The sequence below is a fragment of the Leptospira terpstrae serovar Hualin str. LT 11-33 = ATCC 700639 genome, from assembly GCF_000332495.1.
Lineage (GTDB): Bacteria > Spirochaetota > Leptospiria > Leptospirales > Leptospiraceae > Leptospira_A > Leptospira_A terpstrae.
Map to the genome: position 1 here is coordinate 91,536 of NZ_AOGW02000006.1, position 26,368 is coordinate 117,903.

Consider the following 26,368-nt stretch of genomic DNA (forward strand, 5'->3'; position numbering starts at 1 on the left):
TTTTTAAGTAGAAAACTTTTTTTCTAGTTCTTGTCTGGTGGATTCCCAGATGGCGGCTATCTTTTTGCCTTCTTCTACCGAGGATTTTATTTCTCCGGCCTTTGCAAAACCTTCTGCTTTGATCACCACTTCCGAAAGCGCTGCCAAACCAAAATTTGCAGCCACACCTTTGATTTGGTGTAATTCTGCCTGCAGATCCTTCGGCTCTTGGGAAACCAAAAGTCGGCCTAAATTTTCGATCCGAGTTGCCATGTTCTCCAAAAGAGAGGTGATCATCTCTTTTAACCAGGCCTGGTCCTCTGGATCATTCATATCCACTAAAGATTCTATACGAGACCAATCTATAAGCAAGTTACACCACCCAGTCAAAAGTAAACAGACTAAGAAAAGCGTGTAAATTACATTTTAAAAAATCATTTGCAGGTCGTCGGAATCGGTTTTTTTTGTAAAACACTATGAAAATTCACCCCACTGCCATCATCGATCCCAAGGCGGAACTCCATGAGTCCGTAGAAGTAGGACCGTTTTGTATCATTGAGAAAGATGTCAAAATCGGCGAAGGAACCGTCATTGAATCCCATGTAAAGATCCTGTCAGGAACTAGAATTGGTAAGTTCAACAAACTGTCCTCAGGGGGAAGTTACGGCGGATTACCACAAGATTTAGCCTTCAAACCAGAAACAAAAACTTATTTAGAAATTGGTGACCACAACCATATCCGCGAAAATATTATCTTCCACCGTGGCACTGTAGAAGGAAAAGCTACAACTATCGGAAACCATAACTATCTAATGGGAAATGTTCATATAGCTCACGATGTGATCGTCGGAGACCACAACATTATGGTTCAAAACACGATGCTTGCGGGCCACGTTGTCATTGGTGATAAAGTTTTTATCTCAGGTTCTGTTGGAGTCCACCAATTTGTACGTGTTTCTGATTATGCGATGTTAGCTGGTCTAACTAAAGTTGTCAAAGATGTACCTCCATATGCTACAGTGGATGGTCACCCTGCTCTTGTTGTCAGTTTGAACGTTGTAGGTATGAAACGTGCAGGAATTTCTGCAGATGTTCGTTTGGCAATCAAACGAGTTTACAAAATCATCTACCACAGTGGACTCAATACCAAACAAGCGCTTGCGGAATTAAAAAAAGACACCAACCCTGCGCCAGAAGTGCAAAAAATAATCGAGTTCTTTGAATCTAGTAAACGTGGCGTAGTAGATCATCGTTTTGTTTCCGGTGGATCTGACGAAGAATGAGAGTTCTCGTTACCGGGGGAGCCGGTTACATCGGAAGCCATATTGTTTTAGAACTGATGGAACTTGGGCATGAGATCCTTGTTGTAGATGATATGGAAAAAGGAAACGAAGCCAATTTGTTTCCTGGTAATGAATTCATCAAAGGTGAAATCCAAAATCCAGAAATTTTGAAACAGGCATTTTCTAAAAAAGTAGATGCTGTTTTTCACTTTGCCGCTTGGAAAGCAGCTGGTGAATCTATGACTGACCCACTTAAGTACACGATGAATAACTTAAACGGCACCTTTACTTTGTTAAATGCACTTATTCAGTATGATTGCAAATATATAGTTTTTTCTTCCTCTGCTGCAGTTTATGGTGCACCCAAATACTTACCAATTGATGAAAACCATCCCCTACAACCAGAGAACTACTACGGGTATACAAAACTTTGTATCGAAGAAAATCTCGAGTGGTTTGATAAATTAAAAGGATTAAAATCAGCAAGATTACGTTACTTCAATGCGGCCGGTTATGATCCCAAAGGTAGAATCAAAGGAATCGAAAAAACTCCTGCCAATTTACTACCCATCATTATGGAAGCTGCTTCAGGTATTCGCAGTGGATACGAAATTTTTGGAACCGATTATGAAACAGAAGATGGAACTTGTGTTCGTGACTACATCCATGTTTCCGACTTAGCAAAAGCCCATGTTTTGGCGCTAAACTATATTATGTCGAAAAACGAAAGTTTGACGGTGAATTTAGGTTCGGAAGCGGGATATTCTGTCAAAGAAATGGCAGACCTTTCGGAAAAAGTAGTGGGTAAAACCATTCCTCACAAAACAGGACCAAGGCGAGCAGGCGATCCAGCAAAGTTACTTGCCTCTTCAGCAAAAGCAAGAGAACTCTTAAATTGGAAACCAATTTATAGTGATGCAGAGACACTGCTAACTAGTATGTGGAATCTCTATAAAACTCTATAAAGAAGGTTTTTGAATTTTTTCACAATCCGGGTTTATGGAACGAACATAGTCCAAAGCCCGGTCGCCGAGTACATCCGCACCTAAAAAACTCCCAGCCAATTGAATCTCTCCTGATGAAAATCCCTTGATCCATTCTTTGGTAAGTTGGTTGGAAATAGGAGCATAGGACCAGTGCCACTTTTCTTCCTGGTATCCTTTGTTGTTTCTTGTCGACATACGACTATAAGGTTGGCAAAACCCGTATTTATGTGCATTTTGTTTTAACCAATCATAAAGGATTTTGCCCTTTCCATTTTCTTCAAAGTAGGCATTGTCTAGCGCATTGATATCAAAATCAGTTCCCCAGTGGTGGCGAGATGTTCCTGGTGCACTCGAAAATTCCAAAATCAAATTGGTAATTTCTTCTGGAGACTTTCCTTTGATGGGAACTCGCATCACTTTTTTTCCCGTGAACTTAGATTCCCATATTCCTTTTTGATGACCAAAGTTTCGAAAGGAAGATACTAAAAAGATATGTTGTTTATATGTAGTTGGTTTTGAATCTTCAAAATCATTAACCATTTGTTGGAGTGCTTTCTTCACATCAGGTCTAAGAAAATGATCCTTGCCACCTTCTTCCAATATAACCGGTGCTAGTGGGCCTGGTGAATTAAATTTTCCAGTTAAATAGGATGTTTTATCCAGTCCTAAATATAAATCTGTTGGAGATGTTTTTAGCGGTTTTTCACCGCAAACAAAAAATAAAGAAAGAAAAAGCAGAGTTATGAATGGATTGCGTAACATAGATAGGTTCATTAAAAATTTAAGGATTAATTCGCAAATAAAAATTTGCCTTCACTGAATCTTGTACTCAATTCCTGGAGTTCCGTTGGATCATCCAAAGGAAAGGAAGAAGCATCTTCTTTCGCTTCATCAAGAAGTGTTCGATCAGAAACCAAATCGGCAATTTTAAATTCAGGGAGTCCACTTTGTTTGACTCCGAGAAGTTCCCCAGGTCCACGAATGGCCAAATCCTTTTCCGCTAAATAGTATCCATCGTTTGATGCCACAAGGGCTTCTAACCGATCTCTACCTTCATCACTAATAAAATCACCTGTCATCAAAATACAAAAACTTTCGATATCACTTCTTCCCACACGACCACGTAACTGGTGTAATTGGGAGATTCCAAACCGGTCCGCATGTTCCACTACTAATATAGTGGCATTGGGAACATCCACTCCTACTTCTACAACAGTCGTTGTGACTAGAATTTGAATTTCTCCTAATTTGAATTTTTCCATTACAGATTCTTTTTCTGCACTTTTCATTTTACCATGCAGTAATCCTATTTTTAATTCAGGAAATACATTGGTTCGTAAATTCTCATATGCCACAGTACAAGATTCCAAATCCACTTTTTCCGATTCTTCTACCAATGGATATACGATATAACATTGCCTACCTGATCCCACATACTTACGAATGGAATTGTAGACTCCTGCCCTTCGGTCTTCTTTATACCATCTTGTATCAATGGGTTTACGACCTTTGGGTTTGGTTTTGATATTTACTAAAGTTAAATCCCCATACAAAGTAAGACAAAGTGTCCTAGGGATTGGAGTCGCCGTCATTGCAAGGATATCAGGATTTTTTCCTTTGGAGCGAATGGTTTCTCTTTGATCCACACCAAACTTATGTTGTTCATCAATAACAACAAGACCCAAGTCGGAAAAAATCACGTCTTCCTGTAACAGGGAATGTGTTCCAATGATGATATTGGATTCTCCTGTTTTGATCCTTGTTAGCTTTTCTAACCGAGTTTTTTTATTTTCGCCACCTAACAAAAGCTCAATTCCAAGAAAGGGCATATTGCCCATAAATTTATAAATGGTCTGGTAGTGTTGGCGTGCCAAAATTTCCGTTGGGGCCAAAAACACAACTTGGATGTGGTTATCGATATAATGGAGAGCAATAAGAAGCGCCGTAATGGTTTTTCCAGAACCCACATCCCCTTGCAAAAGAAAGGCGGCCGGAGAATCAGCAATTGTCTGCGAGAGAATGGTATTGACTGCGACTTTTTGGTCTTCTGTCAATTCGAAGGGAAGGTTCTTTTCCAAATTTTCATGGGAAGGAGATTTGGGAAGTGGCCATAACATTCGTTTTACTTTTTGGCGTTCTCTTTGTTTGTATAATAGAAGTCGTTGAAAATAGAAAAATTCTTCATAGGCAAATCGTTTACGTGCAATTAGTACGGTTTCCATGGTATCTGGAAAATGAATTTTATGAAACGCTTCATCACGAGGTAATAACACTCGTTTTTTAATGAGTTTTTGTGGAAGGTTTTCTGCGATCACACCACCTTCCAAAACCTGGTGGATGAGTTTTCTTAACCCTTTAGAATCAAGTCCTTCTTCTTTGAGTGCTTCTGTGGATGGATACAGAGGAATGATACGACCTGCATGGATGGAATCTTCCGGGTCATCTTTGTCAGACAAAAATTCATACTCAGGGTGAACAATTTGATATCCTTTAAAGTATTCTAATTTTCCAGAAATCACAACCTTCTTATCAACTGTAAAAATTTTATGGAAAAAATTTACACCACGAAAAAAAACTAAATTGATTCGTTCGTTGTTTAAGGTTCTAAACCCAACCAGTAACCGACTTTTTTTCCCATGAACAATATAACTATCAGCGATGGTTCCAAGAAGGGTAACTATATCCCCTTGTTTTAAGATAATGTCTTTTGTAAAATTACGATCTAAATAACGGCGTGGGAAATAAGTAAGAAGTTCAAAGTAAGTAGAGATTCCATGTTCCAAAAGGACAGACTTTCGTTTGGGACCAATTCCTTTTAATGTAGATAAACTTTGTGTTAGGTCGAGTCCCTGTTTCATAGTTCATCCGTTGGTTTGGGAGGTCCAAAACCATTATCTTTTGCGTTAGTTGATTCTTCCGTATTTTTTTCAGAATCCAAAATTAAATAACAATACTTACAGCCATAGATTTGGGCCTGTTTTTTCCCTTCACTGTTGGTGTAAGTAGATATTGCTGCATATAAAAATTCATCCTTACGTAAAAAAGTCCCACAAACAGGACATAGGCGAATGCGCGGCATACTAGGATCTTTTTCTTTTCCGTAGACCTTTCTCGGATCCCCCACTCGCAAACTTCCTTCTTTGGCGAGGCGTTCTTTTTCTTTTTTATCTAAACTTTGGTTGTCAACAGCAGAGAGGGCATATAAAAAAAAGGCAACAGTAAATAGGACACCACATATCGTAAGAAAGGTGACCATTTAATTGCCTCGAATGTAATCTTCGGAACTCACTGTGGAGATAGGATTTTGTGAGATTAATTTAGGATATTTTTCTGAACAATCCACTTCGATGAGTGTATGCCAATCCTCTCCTCTCAACTGACAAAGATTAGATTGAACTACGTTTTTTCCTTCCATCAAAATTTCGGCAAAATAACCACCCTCTTGAAATCCATGTAAGGAATCCACCGCACCAAAGTTAGATGGGTTGATAAACACCGTATTTTTTGTTTTTTTAATTCCTTGGTCTTCATGGACATGGCCAGAGACAACAAGAGAAGGGGATTCATCGTCCAAATACCTACGAATCCCTTGGCTTCCACATTTTCCAACACCGGGAATGGTGTCAAAATATCCGTAAGCAGGATTGTGGATCCAACATATATCAGGTAGTTCTTCGCGGAAAAAATCTTCTGGTTCGCTATAATTTTTTCCATTCTTAGTGTACTCGTGAAAAACAACGGTTAGTTTTTCTGGAATCCCAGAGGTCCAAATAGGGGCACCACCATAACCAGAAACTTTGAGATTTCCAAATTCAAAACTTTTACGATGTACTTCTCGTTGATAAAGTTCTGTATATTGTAAGTCCAAATCATAATTTCCCGGCAAACAATACACAGGTGACTTCGCATACTTTACGATGAGTTTTTCGATGATTTCATATTTTTCTTTCATCGTTTTGGCAGCGAGTTTGTACAAATCTCTATATTTTTGAGATTTTTCTACAATCGCCGTAGAATACTTTTCTGGAAAACGAATGGCATGAGTTGTAAAATCAAAAGGAGTGGAATCATCCTTTCTTTCGGTTAATAAATAGTATAACTCTTCCTGGACTCCACAGAAATCTATGATGCGATCAAAAGAAAAAAAAGCTTTATAGATAATATCTCCGGAAAACAAATACAAATCTGCATCTGTAGTTTGCAGGATTCGTTTTAAACCATGAAGTCCATCATGGATATCCGTAAGATATATGATTTTCATTTATTCATTTTCCCAAAGTAACATCTGTATATCACGATCTTCTTCGATATAATCTATCTTTAAATATTCTGGACCAAAAAAATCTACAAGAGGTTTTAGAATTGTCGAGGATCTTACAAATATATACAGTTCGTTATTATCTCCAATGATGTATTGGATTTCAATTTTGCCTGCAATGGAAGGAACTAAATTGAGAAAGTAATTTAAATCAAATAAAATTTCCCACTGCAAACCAGTGAGAGATAGAAGATGAGGTGCCGCATGTAATATAGATTCAAAAACTTTTTTTTTGTGAAATGGATCTACCTTACCAAACCACCTAACAAAGTCGAACCGTCTTGGTTTTGTATCCCAAACTCGGTAACCTACAATTTTTAAACGAGCTTTGTTGTCTTTGACGGAAACTGGTTTCAGACGAACACGATAACGAATGGATTCCACTTTCAAAAATCGTGCAATCCAGAGCCAACCCATCCGGTAAACTCCTGTCAGAATGACTTCACCCTTGGTGGATGAGACTTCCATACTCTCTAAGTCGGGATCTTCTGCTATGATCTCTGTTGATATGACCTTTCGTAAGCTACCCAGTAGTAAGGTGACTTTATAATTACTCTTTGGGACCACTTTTGGTGGCAAAAAGAGATTCAGTGGATTGAAACGGAGGAGATCCGTTAAAAGCATATTTTAATTTTATTTTCTATTGCCTTTTTGGAAAGCAGATTTAGAATACAGAACTCATGAAGATTGGTATCATTGGCGCCGGAAGTTTTGGCACTGCACTAGGTAGTATATTAGCGGACAAGGGATATGACGTCACCCTTTGGACTAGGAGTGAGGATCAAGCAAGATCCATCAATGAAAACCATATGAATAGCAAACATATGCCGGATTTGGTGCTCCCGGAGAAACTAAAAGCTGATACCAACCTCATTCATGTTGTCAAAGACAAGGACATGATTGTCTCGGCTCCTCCAAGCCATGCGCTTTCTGGAATTTTGAAAGAAATAAGAGACCATATCCCTCCCAAAGTTCCCATTGTTTCTGCCTCGAAAGGAATCGAAAACGAAAGCCTGAGACTTATTTCCGAAATCTTTGAATCGGAACTTCCTGGACAATTCCATTCCCAACTTTCTTATCTTTCTGGTCCTAGTTTTGCCAAAGAAATGGTCAAACGAGTTCCAACCATAGTTTCTATAGCCTCAAAAAACGAAGCCACCGCCAAACGAGTGCAAGAGATTTTTAGTTTTACCTACTTTCGTACCTACTGGACGCCTGATGTGGTGGGGGTGGAAGTCGGCGGTGCCTTAAAAAACGTCATTGCCATTGCTGCTGGGGTTGCTGATGGACTTGGGTTTGGTCAAAATACAAGGGCCGCTCTCATCACACGCGGGTTAAATGAGATCACTCGTATGGGAATCAAAATGGGCGCAGACCTTATGACTTTCCTTGGGCCATCGGGTATGGGAGATTTAGTTCTTACCTGTTGCGGGGAAGGATCTAGAAATCGTACAGTTGGATTTCGTTTAGGTCAGGGAGAAAAACTAAAAGACATTTTAGCTTCTATGAATGAAGTCGCAGAAGGTGTCAAAACCACTTTGTCTGCAAAAAATCTTTCTGACAAACTGGGTGTGGAAATGGCCATCACCCAGGAAGTCTATCGAATGTTATACGAAGATAAAGATCCGAAAGAAGTAGTCAAAGCCCTTATGGGCCGAGATTTAAAACGGGAAGGTGTTTAGAATAAACGAACCAAAAGTACGATATAAGTTACAATTTGTATCATATAAAACGTAAATCGCACATTCACTGCTAAAACACTTGTGGAAGTTAAATGAGCGAGGGATTGTAAAACCCTTGCTCCCAAAATCACAAACCCTGCTTGGTTTACAAAACTATCGATCATCCCAAAACTTGATGTTAAAAAAACCACAGTCAAAAAGAGGGGAAGGTTTTCCAAACTATTGAGATGAGCGCGGTTTAGTCGCCAGTTGAAATCCGATCCATGTTGGACTCCTGCTGGAAATTCATTGGATTTCTTTTTTCCAAGTAATACCAAAATGCTTCGATATGTTGTTAATGATACTCCAAGTCCTAATGTCCAAAGCGCAAAACCAATGAGTGTAAAGTAAATCGTTTCCACAAATCCTCCCTTTTGTACTAGAACCAAACTAAATTGGCTATCAGATACAGGGGATGATTCTAAATGACTCTAATTCATTTGTAAAGTAATTAAAAGGATTTCTTAATTTCCTAAGTAAACTTTCGATTTATAACCCAAAGGATTTGATTTGTTTCCAAACCGTAAGCCAGGAGGAAGAAAAAAAATGGTCAGGCGCTTCTGGTATCTCGATACAAGAAAGTCCATGCGCGTTCGCAAAATCAGAACTGTACTCTTTTGGAAACCACAGATCCACTTTGGGTAGAAAGATTGTATATTGAGTTCGTTTTTGGATCAGGGAACCATCCACTACGAATCCTGGTAAAAATAGATTTTTTAAAAATTGAGACAAGTCTTGAACTTGGATCCGACTGTTTTGGATGGATACATTTAAGTGTTGGATCTTTCCATCTTCTAACCACTGGGAAGTCGAAAGTGTCTTTAATATCTGTTTGTTGGGAGTTTCCTCATCAGGTATACCAGGTTGCAGGAGAAGTCGGCTAAACTCCTCAATCGAACCTGATTCATACAAAAATCGAAGACTAAGGACACTATCCAAAATGGGGGAAAGCAAAAACAAATGGCGAAAGGGAATTTGGTTTGCATACATCATAAGGGCCGCCCCTCCCCCACTGTGACCAATCCCATACAATTCTTTGTTCAAATACCCATTTCTCTTAAGATAACCATCTAACAATTGTATGGAAGTTTTTGGGTCGTAAATTCCTTGTGAGTTTCCATGCGAAGGAGGATTGAATCGGATGAGACGAAGCCCCATGGCTTCTAATTCTGAATCTCGAATGCGAAAGGATCTAGCATTCCCGCCAGTACTTGGCCAAAGAACCAATACCCCTCGCATCTCGGACGGAGAGGCACCTGATTCGATGATTTCCAATGATTCCGGTAGTTCCAAAAATTTTGACAATTCCGATGGATAAGATCTTAAATGAGTGAGTCGACTAAAAAGAAATTGATTGCGTGTTTATAAAGTTGCGATAATGGGTTTTCCATTTTGCACAATCACAGTATGTTCACATTGTGCTACATAACTTAGTTCCCCGCGACGGTTACTGGCAACAAGTGTCCAACCATCTTCTTCTTCATAAGCAGTTTGACTTCCGGTAGAAATAAACGATTCAATGGCAAGTACAAGCCCATTCCCTAATTTTCTTTGGTCTCTTTTTTCTTCATAAACCAAAACTTGGGGTTCTTCATGAAGTTTTTTTCCTGTTCCATGGCCGGCTAAATTTTTAATTACTGTAAATCCATTTTCCACAGCTGCAGAATGTATTTCTCGTCCGATATAACGTAAATAATTGCCAGTAAACGCTTGTTCTGTGGCTCGCATGGTTCCTTCAATTGCAGTTTCACATAGTTTTTGAAGAGTTTCGTTAGATTCACCAACAACAAAGGAAATTCCAGTGTCAGCATAGTATCCGTCAAGTTTTGCAGAAACATCAACGTTCACCAAATCACCCGCTTTCAAAATGGTTTCTTTTTTAGGAATTCCATGAGCAATTTCATAATTGGTACTGATGCAAGTATAACCTGGAAATTTATAATCAAAACTTGGAGCAGAAATGGCACCTGCTTTCTCAAATTCTTGTTTAGCGGCATTGTCTAATTCCCAAGTAGAAACACCGGGTTTAGCTAAGAGTTTTAATAACTCACGCACTTTTGCGACAAATTTCCCAGCTTTTAATATCCCTTGTAAGTCTTTTTCATTTTGAATCGACATCTAAACAATCTCCCCACCACAACTGGATCCTGCTCCTGCAGTGCATCCGTAACAATGATTTGCTACAACGATATTGCGGCTTAGGAAAGATTGCAAATCGAAATCCTTTAGGTGTTGAACTTCTCTAGATTTTAAATCCAACATTTGATTAAAATCACAATCATACACGGAACCATCATATCCAACAGAAATTTGATCTAAACACATAAGTCCAGAAACTGTAGCAGGATTGTAAGCATTGACTAAGGTTTCCATATACATTTCAAATTTACCAGCTCTAACTAATGATCCTAAAAAACGATTGATGGGGAGGTTATTGATACAAAACAACTGGTTAAATACAATTCCAAACTTTTTGGACAGCGATTCTTTATACTCTTTTTCCAACTGCGATTGGCCTGAACTTAAAAAAAGTCCATTGGGGTTGTATACCAAATGGATAGGAAGAGTTTTTCCATAGCCAAGATCATTTAACTTACGCAAAGCGGTGATTGATTTTTGAAAAACACCTTTTCCTCTTTGGTTGTCGGTTGTGTTTTCTAAGACAGAAGGAAGTGATGATATAATTTCAACTTGGTTTCTTACTAAAAATTCGTATAACCATTCATAACCGGGCTCTTCCAAAATGGTTAGGTTACAGCGATCGATCACTCGTTTGCCTAACTTTCTTGCCCCTTCTACCAAATGACGAAAGTGTGGGTTCCCTTCGGGAGCACCACCAGTGATGTCCACCGTTTCTATTTCAGGAATTTTTGAAATTAGATCCAAACAAAGATCCACAGTGACCTTATCCATCATCTCCGTTCGGATCGGAGATGCATCCACATGGCAATGACGACAAGCTTGGTTACACCACCTTCCCACATTGATTTGAAAAACTTTCAAGGACCTTGCAGGAATTGATTTTCCTACAGTATTATGAAACGCTTTTCCACTATAGGCCTGTAAGGTGGATATTTGTTCGGTTACTTCCATATTCTAAAAAGAAAGTTCATCAATTTTATTTTGCATTTGGACACTATGAACTAAACTAATTCCTGCGGCCATAGCTGCGGCAACGTGAACTGCTTCATTCATTTGTGCTTCGTCAGCACCTTTTTGTAATGAAGTAGTAGTATACGCATCAATGCAGTAAGGACATTTTAAAGCATGGGAAACAGCCAAAGCAATGAGAGCTTTTTCTCTTTCTGTGAGAGCTCCCTCTGCCATCACTGCGTTGTAATATCCAAAAAATTTGTCTGCCAAAGCTGGATTGGTACGTCCAATTTCACCAAACTTTCCTAGATCCTTTGCATTATAATAATGATTGTTTTCTGCCATGTTCACTCCTTACCGTTAGACTTTTGAAAGTAATGAAGGAGTCAATAGACTCGTTTTGTAAATCCTCTGTTTGACACAGGTTTTTTACTCAAATGGTCCAATAGACAGAACAAATCGATCTAGATATTAGGTTACGAACTTGGGTCTACGTTTTTCGATAAGAGAATGAAAACCTTCCTGGCCGTCTTGAGACAGGATCACTTTGGTAAAAAGATCTGCATCGGTTGGAAAGAGAGATTCCATTCGGTTACGGTAAGGCTCTCGTAAGGCAGTTTTCATTCCCCGACTGGAGTTATTTGTAAGTTTTGCTAGCGTTTCGGCAAATTTCATCGATTCAGCAAATAAGTTCTCTGCTGTATACAATTCATCCACTAGACCAATTTCTTTTGCTTCGGGACCTTTGATTTGTTTACCAGTATATAAAAGATCACGAGCGACTTTCACTCCGACCAAATCTTGTAATACAATGGTAGGAATCGAAGGGAAGTTTAGTCCAACTATGGCTTCAGAAAATCCAATCCTTGCCCCTTTGTCTACCATGTATCGATAGTCAGAAAAGAGAGCAAACACAGCACCCGCGGCCATACAATGTCCGTTCACCACAGCAATGGTAGGAACCGGAAAATGAAAATAGGTTTGGGCAGTTCTTAACAACTGTTCTACGGATTTTCGAACATCGGATTCCGACTTTCCATACATGAGTGTGGGTTCAATTCCATTGGAAAAAAACTGTGTTTGAGCGGATGTAAAAAGCAAAACACGCAAAGATGGATTCTCCGCGTGTTTTTTTAAAATTTGTTCGAATAATACGAAAGCTTCAAAATCAAATGTGTTCTTTTCATTGGACTGCATCTTAATTTCCAAGATGCGGTCTCCATGAAAAATCTCTGCAAATGGAGTCATATTAACTGTTTTTGTAGAGTTCCAAAATTCTGTCTTTGTATTTTTCCGTAATCACGTGTCGTTTCATCTTCATTAGGTTCGTTAATTCATCACCTACTTCAAATGGTTTTGTAATGAGTGTTACGTACTGCACTTGTTCAAAGTTTTTGAATCCAGTTTTAACACTGTTAAAATTACGAACTTCCTTTTTGTAAAAATCAACAATCCTTGGATTGGTGATTAGTTTATCAGGATTTTTTTCCGTAATTCCATTTTCCTCTGCCCAAGGAATCAGAGCATCAAAATCAGGAACGATGATGGCACCGAGGACTTTTTGGTCTTGGCCCACAATCATCGACTGTTTGATATAAGTTGATTCATCGATTTTATTTTCGATTGGAACTGGTTCTACGTTTTCTCCACCAAGAAGGACGATAGTGTCCTTCGCACGACCTGTAAGAGTCAGTGTTTTTTTGAAGTTAATCATCCCGATGTCACCGGTATTCAGCCAATTGTCTACAATTGTCTTTTTGGTAGTTTCTGGATTTTTGTAATATCCTTTCATTACCTGAGGTCCTTTGATATGAACCACACCTTTTACACCTAACTTACCAAAGATGATATTTCTTTTATCGTCAATATGACAAAGGACATTTCCTGCATCATCGCGAATTTGCACTTGGCTTAGAGGAACAATATCCCCTACAGATCCCATGACTGGCCTGTCAAATGTCCGCGCCGAAATCACAGGTCCAGTTTCCGTCATTCCGTAACCTTCTAGAACAGTAATCCCGATATCCATAAAGAAGGCATCTACGTGCTTTTGAAGCGCCCCACCACCAGATAAAGTGGCACGTAAATGTCCCCCTGTAGCTTGGCGAATTTTGGAAAGTACAATGCGATCCAATGTAAAGGAATTAAAAAGAGCACCGAATCCTGCAATTACATAGAGTGGAGTTTTGAGAGCACTATCCTCTGGTAAACCAAACTGTGCTGCCAAAATAGCAAGGATGGTTACAGTGAATGGACCAGTTAACAAAAGTTTAATGATCGATAGAATAGACAATCCTAGAGATTGAATGATGTTTCTTCCTACGTAATCCACTTCCCAACCTTTGAGAAAACGAATGGCTGCATGGAAGTGTTTTGAAAAGAAGTAAGCAACTTTGAACAAAAATCTCCTTACAGGAGGAGTTTGTTTTGGATCGTTAATACGAGTGTAAATCCCATTGTAAATACTTTCCCATACGCGTGGAGCAGAAGCCATAAAAGTGGGTCTTGCTTTTTGGATGTCATTACGAAGTTCTGTTACTTTTGTATAATAAGTGGAACCACCGTTGATGATCGCAAAGTATTCCACAACTCGTTCAAAGATATGCCAAACAGGAAGGATAGACAACATACGATCGTCAGGTGAAACTTTCGCAACACGAGGAACCACATAGTGCATCTGGTGAATCATATTGGAATGCATGAGCATAACCCCTTTTGGCATTCCCGTAGTACCAGAAGTGTAAATGAGAGTGTACAAATCGTCCGGTTTGATACCGGCCATTCGTTTCTCTGCTTCTCGTTTTCCTTTGGCACGCATCTCTCTCCCTTTTTCAAGGAGGTCATAAAAATGAAGAATTCCTGCACCTGATTTGAGTTTGGTGTCTTTGTCCATGATGATGACGGTTTTCACCGACTTCACTTGGGATTTGTTGTTTTTGTATTTTTCGTAAACTTTGTCGTTTTCAACGAAAACAATCTTAGCTTCCGAGTGGTTCAAAATATAAACAATTTCTGAATCTGTGATATCAGAACCCCGTGGAACGTTGGCAGCCCCTGCAGTTAACACCGCACAATCGGCGATGATCCATTCCATACGGTTGTCAGCGAGAACACACACGTGTTCTCTAGCCTTAACTCCTAAATCAATGAGTGCTTCAGCAAGTGCGAGCCCATCTTCATAGAGTTCTTTGTAAGTGAGGGCTTGGTAATCCTTTTGGGCATTCTTATACCAGAATGCGGGTCTTGGACCGAATTTTTCTGCGGATTCCTTATAAACTTCTGCTAGGTTATTTGCCATATCTCTCCATCTAAAAGCGGTCTTTATGATAGACCCTACTTTCAGATGGTCAAGAGAAATTTAGGCATTTAGTCCCAGTGGAACCCTTCGCGTTGGTGTCCTTTTTTCAAATGGCGTTCACGAATTTCGCGAAGTTTGGTCATTTGGGAGAGATTGAGTAGGTTGCGTGCCGCAAGTCCCATTTGTGGGAGAAGGGTCTCGTCTTGTGTGTTGGCTAAAAACTGGTTGGTCTTCACAAAGGAGCTTTTAAACTCCAAATTCATATCGGGATAGAAATCCATACAAGCCTCCGTGCTTTCCGGTTTCCGGGGTATCTGTTTTTTAAAGTTCCCCACCATCCGTGGTAGGTAGCCTTTCCCCAATATATGTATCGCCGGAAAATGAATATCCTGAAGCAAAAAATTTTGCTTGTACTATTTTTTTTTATCTGATTTTTGGTATTCGTTCATGACGATTCGATTGGAAAATTCTACAGGCAGGCGAAACGGGCGTTTCGTTGCATACGAGTATGGGGAAGACCTATTTGGTACCTTGTATTTGAACAAATTTTCTGGCAGGGAAAGAGGGCGTCTGATCGACAAATGGAGATTAAATGACTTAGGAAGTCTCATCCGTGTACTCGACACCGAGATTTCTCGCAGGGAAGAAGAAAATTACGAACGACCCCTTTTCCACTAATCCAACTTATGTTTTCCTAAATTTTAGGAACAAACGTTACAAAGACAAAATCCAATACCTTTCCCATAAACTCAGAAGAGTTTCTATATTCCGCTCTGTAACCTTTGCTCTATTTTCAAGTGCTATCACACTTTGTTACCTAACCAAACAATCTTGGAAAGAATACATGTATTCTTTTTTCATTCTCATTCCATTTGTATATTTGGTACAATTGTATGCGAAGCGGAAAATACAAATCCAATATGCCAAAAAAACACATGGGTTTGTTGTGGAAGAAATCTACCGACTGCGTGGGGAATTTAAAAAATTAAAAACAAGGGAAATTTGGGAATATCCTGAAGTTGTAAGAAATCATCCTTTATCCATTGATTTAGATCTTTGCACCAAACAAGGATTTCTTGGAATCTATGATACTACCATTACCGATATTGGATTCCAAACTTACCTCAAACGTTTTTTGCAAGAACCAATCGAAGATCCAAAACTAAACTCTGATCCGATAGAGATAAAAAAAATATTAAGTAAACCTAATCTAGCCTACCATTTACAAAGAAAGTTTTTAGTTCCTGAATCCGAATCCAATGAAAAGTTTCATCTGCCCAGTGTTAGTTTGGAAGATTCGTTTTGGAAAAAAAGAAGGTTTTTAAAGTATTTTTTCCCTATTTGGGGGATATTCTCTCCCGTTTATTTGGTTTTAGGATTGTTATTTGATTTGCCACTCATCCCACTTCTCCTTCTCATCAATGGGATTTTGTTTGTCAGTTACCGATCAGACTCATTAAAACAATGGAAAGAAATAAAAACATTGTCTTCTGGGTCAGAAAAATTTCGAAAAACTTTTCTTTATTTAGCTAAAGATCGTAAGACCGCCAAACGGATGATTGGTCAAATAACTTCTTTGGGTGATTCTTCCGAATTACTCATCTCACCCCTTCCTCATCTCATTCTCAATATTTTATGTTTATGGGATTTATGGAAAATTAAATCCTTACAAAAATGGAAATACAAGTTTGAAAATCTTTGGAATGATCTGCAAACTTTAATTATACGAACTGATGCAATGCTTCCCTTCGTGAATTTTGGATTTTTATTTCCAGAAGCTAGGTTTGCGACTTTATCTTCTTCAGGAAACCTTAGCGCCGAAGGTATAGTTCATCCTCTACTTCCGAAAGAAAGTCGAGTGTTCAATCCTCTCACCCCAATGTTGCCTGGGGATTTGATGATTGTGACTGGATCGAATATGAGCGGAAAAACAACTTACCTTAGATCCATCGCCATGTCATTGTTACTTGGTGGAACGGGTGCTCCTGTGCTCGGCTCTCAATTTGAATTTCCTAAATTCCAAATCCATACACTGATTCGTTCGCAAGATTCTATGGAAGATGGAGTTTCCTTTTTCTATAGTGAAGTGAGGCGGTTGTCTACCATTATCAAAACCGCAGACAATCAAAGGAAAGTTCCTGTTTTATTTTTGGATGAAATTCTAAAAGGGACTAATTCGAAAGAACGTTTCATTGCAACGAGGGAAATTCTTTCTGTTCTGCGAGAAAAACAAACCATCGTTTTTTTAACGACACACGATCTGAAATTAGCTGAAATCCCATGGGCCAAACGATTTCATTTCACCGAACTAGAAGTAGACGGACAAATGGATTTTGATTATAAAATTCGAGAGGGAGTGTCAGGTTCTACCAATGCGCTCAAAATTTTGAAAAAAGAAGGGATTCCAATTCGAAATGAAGAAGAGTGAGAATTATTTTCTAACTCTTCTTAACCGTCCGTATTTATTTATACCTACTGTTCCTAAGTGGTTTCTATTTTTCCTTACTTTCCTCTTCCCCACCAAACAAAGATTTAATTCCATTCCAACCTTTCTGTACACCGCCAGAGACATTATCCACTGCTCGGTTCACATAATCTGACATAGCTGATCCCGCAATCCCACCAACAGCGGCACCAGCAGGACTTGCAAGAAAGATCGTACCCGCATAGACGGAACCAAGCCAGATGGGGTCTATGAATGGAGCTGAAACTCCATAGGTTCCTCGGTAAATGATGGGAAGTTTTAATGCTCTACCCGCAACACCTGGAAAACCAATCGTAAATCTCATATCGATACTTTTATTAAATCCTATCTTTCCGCCACCAGAGCCGGCAATTCCATCTGCCTTCAATGCAAAGTTCCGCACTTCAATTGATTCGTTTGCATAATGAAAATCAAATTTTAATTCACGATAGGGAGTGGCTCGATTAAAATCTACTTTCTTTAAATTGATAACACTACCAATCGAACTAATTGGTTTCAATATATTTGTATAACTTAAAAGTTCGCCGTTTATCGCACTGATATTTCCTAATACTTGGATATTGGAAATGAGGCCATCCTCAGTATCGGCAGGAGAAACCAAAACAAATTCAGAATCTAATTTTCCCGTAATCGGCGAAATTTTAAAAAGATCAGAAAGTATTGGTGCCACACTTAAATTTTTAATATTCCCTTTAATCTCTAAACCTGCATTATTTCCCCATAGGTAATGACCCGTTCCTTTCACAATCCCTTCATAAGCCCTTAATTCATATTTAGCAATATTAAGCTTTCTTTTTGCGTAATGAAGGTTTAATTTTAAAAAATCTGCATGAAAATCTCCAGCATTTAGATTTCTTAAATTAAAATTAAGATAAACGTTCATTCGATTCACATATCCAGTACTTGGTATGTCTCTAGTAAGAATTGATTTTTCGAAATCAGGATCTACCCAGATCTTAATCACCTTAATGATACTTGGTACATCTAAATAATCTGAAGTTCCTTCAAAAGAAATTGTAGGAGAAAGTGGCGGTTTTAAAAAATTTACATAACCCGAACCGTTTAACTTAGATTTGCCTTTCCAATCAACAAGAATGTTTGCGAAAGATAATTTATCTTCTTTAATGTCATAATTAATGATGGTTGAAACATGTCCGTCTGCAAAAGTTTTACCATCCTTTAAGGCTAAATCTTTGATGTGCATCCGATCTATAATTGCGTAGATTTTTGTTTCATCTCGTTTGTAAAAAGGAATGTTTCCAGTAGTTCTTGCAAATCTTAAATCCCCATAAGTAAAAATGATTACTATATCGTGAAGATCCAAACCAGATAAGTTTTGGAACGAAAAGTCACCTTCAAATCTAGCGGATTCATATGTCATTTCATCCGTAACAAATAAAAAATTGGAACTGAATGATATTGGTTCATCATTTAACTTACCGTATATATATACGTCTAGGTTTCTCAAATCACGATCCAATTGAAATGTGGTTTCCCAAAGATACAATTTTATATTACGTGAATATAACTTGTCTTCAAATAGGATTGTAATGTTTTTAATTTCTATTTGGTTTACAAAGTTAGCAAATACCTTTGAAAAATAGTATTTAGTTTCTGGAAGATTTACCACTTCCGTATTTTTAGCAGTAATCTCAGGATTCACTTCTGATTTTGAGAGCACCCGTTCAAACAATGGAAAGGACTCATCCTTTTCTCGTTTGATCTCTACTGTCCCTGTATTGAGATAGATCTTTCTAATTTCTAATGCCTGGCCAACAAAAACACCATAATAAACTTCAATTCTAAGTTTGTGAACCTGAATCAACTCATCATCATTCTTTGATACCGTTACTTCGGCCAATTCAATTCCTGGAAAAGGAAAAAACACTGGTTCCGAGGTTTGATAATTCACCTGTAAGCCCGTTAGTTGGTTTGTTGAATCTAAAATTAATTTTTTGTAATAGTCTGGATCTGCTAAAAGCGGATACAGAATAAAAAACATCGTCATAGAAACGACAAATATCAGAGTCAGTAGGATTTTACCGACAACTCCTTTGATTTTGTCTCGAATACTTAACTTCATTAGAATTTTACTTTAAAGGGAAATGACATTTTACTCTACGTGTCTGCGTAGGAAAACTTTCCACAGGTTCTTCCGTTTTACAAATATCTTGAACAATGGGACATCTTGTATGGAATCTACAACCGCGTGGTTTATTCATTAAACTGGGAATTTCTCCAACCAACGGTTGGGAAACCCTAGATCGATCCTTTAAATCAAAACTAGCAGAGAATAAAGCCTTTGTATAAGGATGTAAAGGTGTTTTGGAAATTTCATCACGACTACATTCTTCGACTATTTGTCCTAAATACATGACAGCGATTCGATCCGATACGTGTTTTACAATGTTCAAGTCATGAGATATAAACAAATAAGATAGTCCATATTTCTCACGTAATAACAAAATATTATTAATTACTTGTGCTTGTGTGGAAATATCTAAAGCAGATACTGCTTCATCACAAACCACAAGACTTGGTTCTAAAATTAAGGCCCGAGCAATGGCAATTCTTTGCCGCTGTCCCCCGCTAAATTCATGTGGATAACGATGTAAAATATCTGAAGGTAAATTCACTTCAGTAAGTGCCTTAATTGCTTTTTCTTTTTTCTCCGAAGAGGAAAGATTCGGAAAATGAATTTGTAAACCTTCGGTAATGATTTCTTCAATCGTAAAACGTGGGTTTAATGAAGAATAAGGATCCTGAAATACTACTTGGATTTTTCGTTTTAGTGCTTTTCGTTCTGCTTTTGGAATATTTTTGATTTCTTTATCTTCAAACTGGATGGAACCAGAATCAAATGGTAATAAAGATAAAATCGCACGGCCAATGGTAGACTTACCACAACCAGATTCACCGACCAGTCCTAATATTTTTCCTTGTGGGATATTGAAACTAACTCCCTCAACAGCAATCAGCCTTTTAGAAGAAAAAGAAAGTGACTGTGACTGTTTATACGATACGACTAAGTCTTTTACATTAAGCACTTTCTTTACCTCCATATAAAAAACAATCTACCAATTGGAACTCAGAGATAGGAATCGTTAGGGGAACGGAAGAGTTACAAATAGATAGTTTTTCGTTACAACGTGTATGGAACCGACATCCTGTAGGATAAGATTTGGGAGATGGAACAATCCCTTCGATAGTAACTAATTTTTTTCCAATATTTTCGTGCGTTGGATAAGCTGCGATTAACGCTTGTGTGTATGGATGTTTTGGGTTATCAATCACATCTCCGACACTTCCTTGTTCAATAATCTTTCCTGCATACATTACTGCAATCCTATCGGCAATATGACTTACGAGTCCTATATCATGAGAAATGAAAAGAACCGACATTCCATTTTCTTTTCGTAATTCTTTCAGAAGCTGGATCAATTGTAATTGGATGGTAACGTCAATGGCACTTGTTGGCTCATCTGCAATTAAGATTTTTGGATCACACATAAGCGCCATAGCAATACAAACTCTTTGTAACATCCCACCCGAAAATTGGTTTGGGTATTGCCCCAGTCTGAGTTTCGCATCGGTTATCCCAACTCTTTCTAATAAATAGATTGCCTTTTCTTCCGCTTCTTGTTTGGAACCAAGCCCATGCAACAAATAACCTTCAACAAGTTGGGCTCCAATTTTATGGAGTGGATTTAATGCAGAAAATGGTTCTTGGAATACATAAGCAATTTCCTTTCCACGAACTGACCTTAGGTGACTTTGCGAAGATTCAATTAAGTTTTGATCTTCAAATAAAATTGATCCTGTGGGATATAAAGTTGTATTGGATGGCAGAAGCTGAGTTAGCGCCAAACTAGTGATAGATTTTCCACATCCAGATTCACCAACAAGGGCTAATGTTTCACCTTTCGCCAAATAAAAATTAACATTATCAACAATAGGCAAAATCCCATCATCGGTTTTGATTTGGATAGAAAGATCTTTGACTTGGATGGCTTTAGGAATAGTGTTCATTCGTAAACCACCTTGTCTTTGGGATCAAAAGCATCCCGAAGTCCTTCTCCCACAAATGCAGAAAACAAAATTGTCAAAAACAAAGCTACTGATGGAAAAGTAATCAACCACCAAGCAGTAAGTCTTTCTCTTCCTTGTCCAATCAACTCTCCCCAGGATGGGTTGGGAGCTGGAATTCCATAACCCAAAAAGTCAAGAGCGGAAAGTACAGAGATTGCAGAGATTAAAATAAATGGTAAAAAAGTCACAAGAGGTGTAATGGAATTAGGTAATAAATGACGCATGATTATTGAAAATGAAGAAGCTCCTAAAGTTTTTGCAGCATCAACAAACTGTTGTTTGCGGAGTTTCAAAAATTCCCCACGCATATAATAACTGAGACCAATCCAACTCAACGATCCGTAAGTTACTATGAGCACCAAAAACCCTCTTCCAAAAAATGAACCCATAATCAAAATCAGATATAAAAACGGAATCGCGGATAAAATTTCAATGATTCGTTGTAAAAATAAATCCAACCGACCTACAAAATATCCTTGGATTCCACCGATAAAAGAGGCAAGTAAAATCTCAACAATGATAAGGATCAAACTAAAAGTCATCGCCAACCTATACCCGTAAATGATGCGAGTAAACACATCCCTTCCTCTATCATCTGTTCCCATCCAATGACTAAAGTTTGGTGATGAAGGAGGGTTGGTTCCTTCTTCCAAACTTTCTAAGTTGTCTTCATTCACACCAAACGGAATTGGAGGAAAAAACATTTGATTATTTGAATCAACAAAACGAGATTCCTTACTGAGTTTTTTATAGTTCGGTTCTGTAAGGTTAGCCCCACCAAACTTTGTTTCTGGATAAAAACTAAAAATTGGAAACGAAACAGTCCCTTCATACAATACAAACAAAGGTTTGTTATTGATAAGGAGTGGAGAAAACAACGATAAAACATAAGTATAAAAAAGAATTAACATAGAATAATAAGCGCGTTTATTCTTTTTAAACTTTTCCCACTTACGAATATTTGCCGGGTTTGAAATAAAGTTCATTCGAAATCAATCCTCGGATCAATCAGTATATAACAGAAATCGGAAACTATTTTTCCGATAAGTCCTAAAAAACTTTGGGCAAGAAGTAACCCCATCATAAGATCCGTGTCTCTTTCTCTTACCGCTTCAAAACTTAAGAGCCCCATCCCATCAATATTGAAGACCAACTCAATGAACAAGGATCCGGAAAAAATCAAAGTTAAGTTACTTCCGAATCCAGTAGCAATGGGAATCAGTGAATTTCTGAAAGCATGACGAAATATCGAATCAGAAAAACTTAGTCCTTTTGACACTGCTGTCCGCACGTATTCTTTTGCAATTTGATCTAACAAACTGTTTTTCATGAGTAGTGTGAGGACAGCAAAACTTCCTACTACATAACAGATCACAGGCAAAAACATATGAGCCAGGCGATCGTTTACCTTTCCCCAAAAACTCAAGTCTTCATAAAAATCAGAGACCTCATGTCCTAAAGGAAAAAAGGAAAAAACCTCACCCGATGCAAACAAATATAACAGTAACATTGCAAAGGCAAAAACTGGAAGGGAATAGGTAAAAAAGATAATAAAACTAGAAATGAAATCAAACCGACTTCCTTCTTTTAATGCTTTTTGAATTCCAAGTGGAATACAAATTAGATAGGTTAAAAAGAAACCTGAGAGCCCAAAAAAGAGAGAAACAGGAAGTTTTTCTACAATGAGTTCAGATACTTTACGAGAGTGTAACCTCGACTCACCTAAATCAAACTGTACAATTTGTTTCAGCCAAAGTAAATAAGCAATCGGCGCTGGTTTGTCTAAATGAAGTCTTTGTTTGATGAGTTCAATTTCTTCCTGAGAAATTTGTTTGGTAGAAGCGCCAGCTAAATTTCCTGTACCTTTTAGTTTTGCAATCTCGCTATTGAGTGGACCACCCGGGGCAAAATGAGAGATCAAAAAAACAAGGAATGTGATTCCAAGTAAGGTAGGAAAGATGAGTAAAAATCGCTTTAGAAAATATTTCCACATGTCTTAGAACTCCCACCACTCTTTCGGTTTTTTGTAACCTTTCAATTCTAAATATCCTTTGGCTGACTTTTTTTGAATTGGATCTGAGGCTTCTACTCCACCCTCCCAATAGATTGTAGATGTAGTTTTACTTCCATCAAACTCTTGTTCATTGAAAATGGGAGAGACCGTCCATTCTCCACCTGGATATTTGATTTTCCAGTGGAGCGGGTATTCTATTTTTGTAGTTGGGCTTTTCCAAAAAGATCCTGTTGCCTTCATTTGGATTTGGCCCGGTTCTTTCCAATAGATCGTTTTACCTTCTGGATTTCGATAAGTTCCGAAAATCTCTGGGTCCAATTTGGATGATTCTCGAAATCGAAAGAAAACATAATCACCACCCAAATTGTCTGAGAGACAAATCCAATCCCAACCGGTTTCCCCAGTGGCAAGAGTAGGAAGCGACTTTGAGTTTTTTTCACTCCATTCATGGTCCATCCAAGAATTTCCGGAAACAATGCTCTCTCTTTTTCCATCAAAAAAAAGATTTCCTTTTGTTTTTAATCTCGGATAACTATAGTAATACGAAAATATACTTGGCTTACGATTTGATTTAATAGATACCCCATCTTTGCCATGGATTAATATTTTTCCATTTCCTTCTAACTCTAAATCCAAACTCAAATCTTTTGACTTTGACTCCGCTTGAATATGAAATTTATCCTTGGAAATAATTTCTAATCGATAGGTTCCGCTGTAGATATTTTTATCTGAATATCCTGCAAGACCACCTATGGTTCGTTTGATGGTTTGTGCATTTTTATACTTTTGCGAAGTAAAATTGGAAATGGCAAAATGAACAGGAAACAACTCTGGATTCCATTCAGAATCTTCTGAAAATTTCAGTCGAAAAAAAGACAATTCATATCCATATAAATTTCCATTTTCAGATTCTAAATGCCCAACAAAATAACACCATTCCAATCCAAAATCAGAATGAAAGTTATGATCTTTCGGAAAACTAAAATGGAAAAAAAGAAGGGATAAGATTAAAATTTTGATTCTATTCATCAGGCAAAGACTCCCACTTTTTTTCAAGTGGAAGGATGTGAAGATAGGTTTCTTCGATTCGTTTCATCTTTTCGATAACTTCTTTCATTTTCTTCTTTTCATTCAACTTTCTATATAACTGAGCTAAGTTGTACAAATTAGATAAATTGGAATCATTGATGGAATGTGCTTTTTTCCACTCTACTTCCGCTTTTTCAAACATTTCCATTTGGTAATAACAATAACCAAGAACTGAGTGTGATTTAAAATGGTTGGTTTTAAATTTATTATAAGACTCTAACAATCGTATGGCATTTTCAAAATTTCCACTGTAGGCAAGTGCTTTCCCATAGGAAAGTTGTGTATCAAGATCTCGAGGTAAAATTTGATGTGCTTGTTCATAAAAACCCACAGCTTCTTTAAACTCTTTTTTACGGTATACATCATCTCCTTTCGCTTTAATTAAATTGAATTCAGGAAGTCTAGGTGATAATTGCAGACCAAGTAACGTGATGTCATCCATTGGGTCTGTACCCATAGTAAATTCTTTGTGATTGGAAAGGATCGTTTCTACAGTTTCTTGGATGGATTTCTCAGAAGTAGATTCAATCATTTGTATGAGCCTCTCTTCACCAAACGCAAGTCCTTTATCATTTTCTGCTTCCGTTAGTCCGTCTGTGTATAAAAATAATTTATCACCCGGCTCCAATTGGATTTGAAGGTCTCTAAAGGTATCTCCTGCATCGGGAAACATTCCGAGAAATGTTCCGTCTCCTTCACAAATCTCTGCTCGATTCGTTTTTGCTCGAAAAAGAATAGGTCTCGGATGGCCGGCAACAGAATACAAAACCTTATAATCATCATGAATCAAAACATAAACACAAGTTGTGTATCCTTGTTGTTTGACTAAGTCCAATAACTCTCGATTGATTAGTTTAAATGTTTCCGATGGTTTCGGTTTCTTAAAATTAGAAAAAAGTAACTTCGATAATGCAGTAATAAACGCGGCAGGCACTCCATGACCTGAAACATCACAAACAGCCACACCCAACTTATCCATGTTATATGGGAAATAATCATAATAATCTCCACTCACTTCTTGCATTGGAGTAAAGGCAGTCCAAAATTGAATTCCATTCCAATCCGGAATGATTTCAGGAATGAGACCCTTTTGGATGTTTTTTGCAAGTCGTAAGTCCTTTGCCATCGAGAGTTGTTTTTTTTCTAACTCTTGTTTGAAGGATTTTAGCACTTCCACAGCCGCTTCTAAGTCGCGGTTCTCGATCGCGAGTTCACGAGATTTTCCAACAACATCTTTGACATCTATGATAGAAATTTCTTCTAGTTCGGAATCCACTCGAGAGGTAACCATAACTCGATGCCTGTTGGTTAAATCGTCCTTTGTCAGACGAGATCGGGACAAAAATAAATTATCTTCCAACCATTCCATTTCATATTCATTGGAATCGGCACCAAATAAAATATCATCCCCTAACTCTTTGTGTGAAACATGGATACCAAAAAGTTTTGTTTTAGTCATCCGTATATTGAATTCTTTTAGTTCAAAAAGAACGGAAAGACCACCTAACATCCCTTGAAAAAAAACTGCATCATACCATTTCTCTTGGTACTCAGGTAAATACTTAAATAAAAATATTACTTTTTGGTTTGAAATAGGTTTTATATTTAAATAGACTGCTCTCGTTAGGCGACCAATTAAAATAGGAAGCCGTTGGATCATCTCTGCTAAATCTATTCGGGAATCATCTAAAGGTAATAAATCATAAGCATTTGTAATTAGACTTTCAGTTCCCAGATGATACAAAATCCCGGAAATATCGAGGGATTGGGATATGATTTGAATAATTTTATCTTCCAAATCTTGTGAGATCCAATAGTTAGGATCTTTAAGAATTCGATTGTAGACTATATCATCTAAAATTTCTGGAAATGGATTGGTGTAGCGCAATAAATGATTCTCGCGTTGGTACAATTGAACCAGTCCCGAGACACGTTTCGATGATATTTCTCTTCCTGCGTGCAGTGGCAAAACCCTCCCGAGGGTTTCCCATCGGTAGGAGAAAAATAAATTTC

General features: G+C 37.9%; 26 protein-coding genes. 5 read left to right on the forward strand and 21 right to left on the reverse strand.

What is annotated here, in order from left to right; all coding sequences use genetic code 11:
- Positions 1 to 3: 3 nt before the first annotated feature.
- Positions 4 to 312: an Hpt domain-containing protein gene (locus tag LEP1GSC203_RS02350; protein WP_002972643.1), complete on the reverse strand. Its 309-nt coding sequence runs from the start codon at positions 310 to 312 to the stop codon at positions 4 to 6.
- A gap of 143 nt (positions 313 to 455) precedes the next feature.
- Between LEP1GSC203_RS02350 and lpxA the strand changes: the two genes are divergently transcribed.
- Both lpxA and galE read left to right on the forward strand, forming a co-directional pair.
- Positions 456 to 1,262 (forward strand): acyl-ACP--UDP-N-acetylglucosamine O-acyltransferase, encoded by an 807-nt coding sequence (lpxA, locus tag LEP1GSC203_RS02355; RefSeq protein WP_002972893.1) that lies wholly within the window; start codon positions 456 to 458, stop codon positions 1,260 to 1,262.
- Complete coding sequence (gene galE / locus LEP1GSC203_RS02360) at positions 1,259 to 2,227, forward strand: UDP-glucose 4-epimerase GalE (RefSeq protein WP_002972237.1); 969 nt, start codon at positions 1,259 to 1,261, stop codon at positions 2,225 to 2,227. The genes lpxA and galE overlap by 4 nt, the downstream gene beginning before the upstream one ends.
- Here the strand turns inward: galE and LEP1GSC203_RS02365 are convergent.
- The 5 genes from LEP1GSC203_RS02365 to LEP1GSC203_RS02385 are packed head-to-tail and all read right to left on the reverse strand — an operon-like array spanning position 2,222 to position 7,190.
- Complete coding sequence (locus tag LEP1GSC203_RS02365) at positions 2,222 to 3,010, reverse strand: M15 family metallopeptidase (protein ID WP_002972856.1); 789 nt, start codon at positions 3,008 to 3,010, stop codon at positions 2,222 to 2,224. The genes galE and LEP1GSC203_RS02365 overlap by 6 nt on opposite strands.
- A 26-nt stretch (positions 3,011 to 3,036) precedes the next feature.
- Positions 3,037 to 5,106: an ATP-dependent DNA helicase RecG gene (gene recG / locus LEP1GSC203_RS02370; RefSeq protein ID WP_002972348.1), complete on the reverse strand. Its 2,070-nt coding sequence runs from the start codon at positions 5,104 to 5,106 to the stop codon at positions 3,037 to 3,039.
- Positions 5,103 to 5,504: a hypothetical protein gene (locus LEP1GSC203_RS02375; RefSeq protein ID WP_002972353.1), complete on the reverse strand. Its 402-nt coding sequence runs from the start codon at positions 5,502 to 5,504 to the stop codon at positions 5,103 to 5,105. The genes recG and LEP1GSC203_RS02375 overlap by 4 nt, the downstream gene beginning before the upstream one ends.
- Positions 5,505 to 6,509: a metallophosphoesterase family protein gene (locus tag LEP1GSC203_RS02380; protein ID WP_002972660.1), complete on the reverse strand. Its 1,005-nt coding sequence runs from the start codon at positions 6,507 to 6,509 to the stop codon at positions 5,505 to 5,507.
- Positions 6,510 to 7,190 carry a hypothetical protein gene (locus LEP1GSC203_RS02385; protein ID WP_002972183.1) on the reverse strand — a complete coding sequence of 227 codons (681 nt, stop codon included), beginning with the start codon at positions 7,188 to 7,190 and terminating at the stop codon, positions 6,510 to 6,512. It lies immediately after the preceding gene.
- Between the two features lie 56 nt (positions 7,191 to 7,246).
- Between LEP1GSC203_RS02385 and LEP1GSC203_RS02390 the strand changes: the two genes are divergently transcribed.
- Positions 7,247 to 8,248 carry an NAD(P)H-dependent glycerol-3-phosphate dehydrogenase gene (locus LEP1GSC203_RS02390; protein ID WP_002972791.1) on the forward strand — a complete coding sequence of 334 codons (1,002 nt, stop codon included), beginning with the start codon at positions 7,247 to 7,249 and terminating at the stop codon, positions 8,246 to 8,248.
- Here the strand turns inward: LEP1GSC203_RS02390 and LEP1GSC203_RS02395 are convergent.
- From LEP1GSC203_RS02395 to LEP1GSC203_RS02430, 8 genes are all read right to left on the reverse strand, one after another.
- Positions 8,245 to 8,649, reverse strand: a complete 405-nt coding sequence (locus LEP1GSC203_RS02395) for an MAPEG family protein (RefSeq protein WP_039937200.1) — start codon at positions 8,647 to 8,649, stop codon at positions 8,245 to 8,247. The genes LEP1GSC203_RS02390 and LEP1GSC203_RS02395 overlap by 4 nt on opposite strands.
- A 127-nt stretch (positions 8,650 to 8,776) precedes the next feature.
- A complete protein-coding gene (locus LEP1GSC203_RS02400) occupies positions 8,777 to 9,562 on the reverse strand; it encodes an alpha/beta fold hydrolase (RefSeq protein WP_039937202.1) in 786 nt (261 codons plus the stop codon).
- An 87-nt stretch (positions 9,563 to 9,649) separates the two neighbouring features.
- Positions 9,650 to 10,405 carry a type I methionyl aminopeptidase gene (gene map, locus LEP1GSC203_RS02405; RefSeq protein ID WP_002972657.1) on the reverse strand — a complete coding sequence of 252 codons (756 nt, stop codon included), beginning with the start codon at positions 10,403 to 10,405 and terminating at the stop codon, positions 9,650 to 9,652.
- The gene (arsS, locus tag LEP1GSC203_RS02410) at positions 10,406 to 11,380 is read right to left on the reverse strand and encodes an arsenosugar biosynthesis radical SAM (seleno)protein ArsS (RefSeq protein WP_002972806.1); all 975 of its coding nucleotides are present in this window, start codon (positions 11,378 to 11,380) and stop codon (positions 10,406 to 10,408) included. It lies immediately after the preceding gene.
- Positions 11,381 to 11,383: 3 nt separating this feature from the next.
- On the reverse strand, positions 11,384 to 11,725 hold the full coding sequence (locus LEP1GSC203_RS02415) for an arsenosugar biosynthesis-associated peroxidase-like protein (protein ID WP_002972207.1): 342 nt from the start codon (positions 11,723 to 11,725) through the stop codon (positions 11,384 to 11,386).
- Positions 11,726 to 11,851: 126 nt separating this feature from the next.
- Positions 11,852 to 12,628, reverse strand: a complete 777-nt coding sequence (locus LEP1GSC203_RS02420; RefSeq protein WP_039936989.1) for an enoyl-CoA hydratase/isomerase family protein — start codon at positions 12,626 to 12,628, stop codon at positions 11,852 to 11,854.
- A 1-nt stretch (position 12,629) separates the two neighbouring features.
- Entirely contained in the window at positions 12,630 to 14,678 is a 2,049-nt protein-coding gene (locus LEP1GSC203_RS02425; protein WP_002972421.1) for an AMP-dependent synthetase/ligase, read from the reverse strand.
- A gap of 68 nt (positions 14,679 to 14,746) precedes the next feature.
- Positions 14,747 to 14,959 carry a hypothetical protein gene (locus LEP1GSC203_RS02430; protein ID WP_408605589.1) on the reverse strand — a complete coding sequence of 71 codons (213 nt, stop codon included), beginning with the start codon at positions 14,957 to 14,959 and terminating at the stop codon, positions 14,747 to 14,749.
- A gap of 166 nt (positions 14,960 to 15,125) precedes the next feature.
- Between LEP1GSC203_RS02430 and LEP1GSC203_RS19930 the strand changes: the two genes are divergently transcribed.
- The gene (locus LEP1GSC203_RS19930) at positions 15,126 to 15,356 is read left to right on the forward strand and encodes a hypothetical protein (protein WP_084764902.1); all 231 of its coding nucleotides are present in this window, start codon (positions 15,126 to 15,128) and stop codon (positions 15,354 to 15,356) included.
- Complete coding sequence (locus tag LEP1GSC203_RS02435; RefSeq protein ID WP_002972719.1) at positions 15,292 to 17,106, forward strand: MutS-related protein; 1,815 nt, start codon at positions 15,292 to 15,294, stop codon at positions 17,104 to 17,106. The genes LEP1GSC203_RS19930 and LEP1GSC203_RS02435 overlap by 65 nt, the downstream gene beginning before the upstream one ends.
- Before the next feature lie 64 nt (positions 17,107 to 17,170).
- Here LEP1GSC203_RS02435 and LEP1GSC203_RS02440 read toward each other — a convergent pair whose 3' ends face one another.
- Genes LEP1GSC203_RS02440 through LEP1GSC203_RS02470 form a run of 7 tightly spaced genes read right to left on the reverse strand, consistent with a single transcriptional unit; the run spans position 17,171 to position 26,267 of the window.
- A complete protein-coding gene (locus LEP1GSC203_RS02440) occupies positions 17,171 to 19,246 on the reverse strand; it encodes an AsmA family protein (protein ID WP_002972516.1) in 2,076 nt (691 codons plus the stop codon).
- 7 nt (positions 19,247 to 19,253) lie between these two features.
- A complete protein-coding gene (locus tag LEP1GSC203_RS02445) occupies positions 19,254 to 20,210 on the reverse strand; it encodes an ABC transporter ATP-binding protein (protein WP_002972383.1) in 957 nt (318 codons plus the stop codon).
- Positions 20,203 to 21,192 carry an ABC transporter ATP-binding protein gene (locus tag LEP1GSC203_RS02450; RefSeq protein WP_002972406.1) on the reverse strand — a complete coding sequence of 330 codons (990 nt, stop codon included), beginning with the start codon at positions 21,190 to 21,192 and terminating at the stop codon, positions 20,203 to 20,205. The genes LEP1GSC203_RS02445 and LEP1GSC203_RS02450 overlap by 8 nt, the downstream gene beginning before the upstream one ends.
- Entirely contained in the window at positions 21,189 to 22,238 is a 1,050-nt protein-coding gene (locus LEP1GSC203_RS02455; RefSeq protein WP_002972474.1) for an ABC transporter permease subunit, read from the reverse strand. The genes LEP1GSC203_RS02450 and LEP1GSC203_RS02455 overlap by 4 nt, the downstream gene beginning before the upstream one ends.
- A complete protein-coding gene (locus tag LEP1GSC203_RS02460) occupies positions 22,235 to 23,245 on the reverse strand; it encodes an ABC transporter permease subunit (RefSeq protein ID WP_002972926.1) in 1,011 nt (336 codons plus the stop codon). The genes LEP1GSC203_RS02455 and LEP1GSC203_RS02460 overlap by 4 nt, the downstream gene beginning before the upstream one ends.
- Positions 23,246 to 23,248: 3 nt before the next feature.
- Positions 23,249 to 24,295, reverse strand: a complete 1,047-nt coding sequence (locus tag LEP1GSC203_RS02465) for a lipocalin-like domain-containing protein (protein ID WP_002972872.1) — start codon at positions 24,293 to 24,295, stop codon at positions 23,249 to 23,251.
- Positions 24,288 to 26,267: a SpoIIE family protein phosphatase gene (locus LEP1GSC203_RS02470; protein WP_039936994.1), complete on the reverse strand. Its 1,980-nt coding sequence runs from the start codon at positions 26,265 to 26,267 to the stop codon at positions 24,288 to 24,290. Before LEP1GSC203_RS02470 ends, LEP1GSC203_RS02465 begins: the two co-directional genes overlap by 8 nt.
- Positions 26,268 to 26,368: the final 101 nt, after the last annotated feature.

Excerpts from the sequence above, each read along its gene's own strand:
- LEP1GSC203_RS02350 (WP_002972643.1), bottom strand. The coding sequence starts at position 312 with ATGAATGATCCAGAGGACCAGGCCTGGTTAAAAGAGATGATCACCTCT.
- lpxA (WP_002972893.1), top strand. The coding sequence starts at position 456 with ATGAAAATTCACCCCACTGCCATCATCGATCCCAAGGCGGAACTCCAT.
- galE (WP_002972237.1), top strand. The coding sequence starts at position 1,259 with ATGAGAGTTCTCGTTACCGGGGGAGCCGGTTACATCGGAAGCCATATT.
- LEP1GSC203_RS02365 (WP_002972856.1), bottom strand. The coding sequence starts at position 3,010 with ATGTTACGCAATCCATTCATAACTCTGCTTTTTCTTTCTTTATTTTTT.
- recG (WP_002972348.1), bottom strand. The coding sequence starts at position 5,106 with ATGAAACAGGGACTCGACCTAACACAAAGTTTATCTACATTAAAAGGA.
- LEP1GSC203_RS02375 (WP_002972353.1), bottom strand. The coding sequence starts at position 5,504 with ATGGTCACCTTTCTTACGATATGTGGTGTCCTATTTACTGTTGCCTTT.
- LEP1GSC203_RS02380 (WP_002972660.1), bottom strand. The coding sequence starts at position 6,509 with ATGAAAATCATATATCTTACGGATATCCATGATGGACTTCATGGTTTA.
- LEP1GSC203_RS02385 (WP_002972183.1), bottom strand. The coding sequence starts at position 7,190 with ATGCTTTTAACGGATCTCCTCCGTTTCAATCCACTGAATCTCTTTTTG.
- LEP1GSC203_RS02390 (WP_002972791.1), top strand. The coding sequence starts at position 7,247 with ATGAAGATTGGTATCATTGGCGCCGGAAGTTTTGGCACTGCACTAGGT.
- map (WP_002972657.1), bottom strand. The coding sequence starts at position 10,405 with ATGTCGATTCAAAATGAAAAAGACTTACAAGGGATATTAAAAGCTGGG.
- arsS (WP_002972806.1), bottom strand. The coding sequence starts at position 11,380 with ATGGAAGTAACCGAACAAATATCCACCTTACAGGCCTATAGTGGAAAA.
- LEP1GSC203_RS02415 (WP_002972207.1), bottom strand. The coding sequence starts at position 11,725 with ATGGCAGAAAACAATCATTATTATAATGCAAAGGATCTAGGAAAGTTT.
- LEP1GSC203_RS02420 (WP_039936989.1), bottom strand. The coding sequence starts at position 12,628 with ATGACTCCATTTGCAGAGATTTTTCATGGAGACCGCATCTTGGAAATT.
- LEP1GSC203_RS02425 (WP_002972421.1), bottom strand. The coding sequence starts at position 14,678 with ATGGCAAATAACCTAGCAGAAGTTTATAAGGAATCCGCAGAAAAATTC.
- LEP1GSC203_RS02430 (WP_408605589.1), bottom strand. The coding sequence starts at position 14,959 with ATGGATTTCTATCCCGATATGAATTTGGAGTTTAAAAGCTCCTTTGTG.
- LEP1GSC203_RS19930 (WP_084764902.1), top strand. The coding sequence starts at position 15,126 with ATGACGATTCGATTGGAAAATTCTACAGGCAGGCGAAACGGGCGTTTC.
- LEP1GSC203_RS02440 (WP_002972516.1), bottom strand. The coding sequence starts at position 19,246 with ATGAAGTTAAGTATTCGAGACAAAATCAAAGGAGTTGTCGGTAAAATC.
- LEP1GSC203_RS02450 (WP_002972406.1), bottom strand. The coding sequence starts at position 21,192 with ATGAACACTATTCCTAAAGCCATCCAAGTCAAAGATCTTTCTATCCAA.
- LEP1GSC203_RS02455 (WP_002972474.1), bottom strand. The coding sequence starts at position 22,238 with ATGAACTTTATTTCAAACCCGGCAAATATTCGTAAGTGGGAAAAGTTT.
- LEP1GSC203_RS02460 (WP_002972926.1), bottom strand. The coding sequence starts at position 23,245 with ATGTGGAAATATTTTCTAAAGCGATTTTTACTCATCTTTCCTACCTTA.
- LEP1GSC203_RS02465 (WP_002972872.1), bottom strand. The coding sequence starts at position 24,295 with ATGAATAGAATCAAAATTTTAATCTTATCCCTTCTTTTTTTCCATTTT.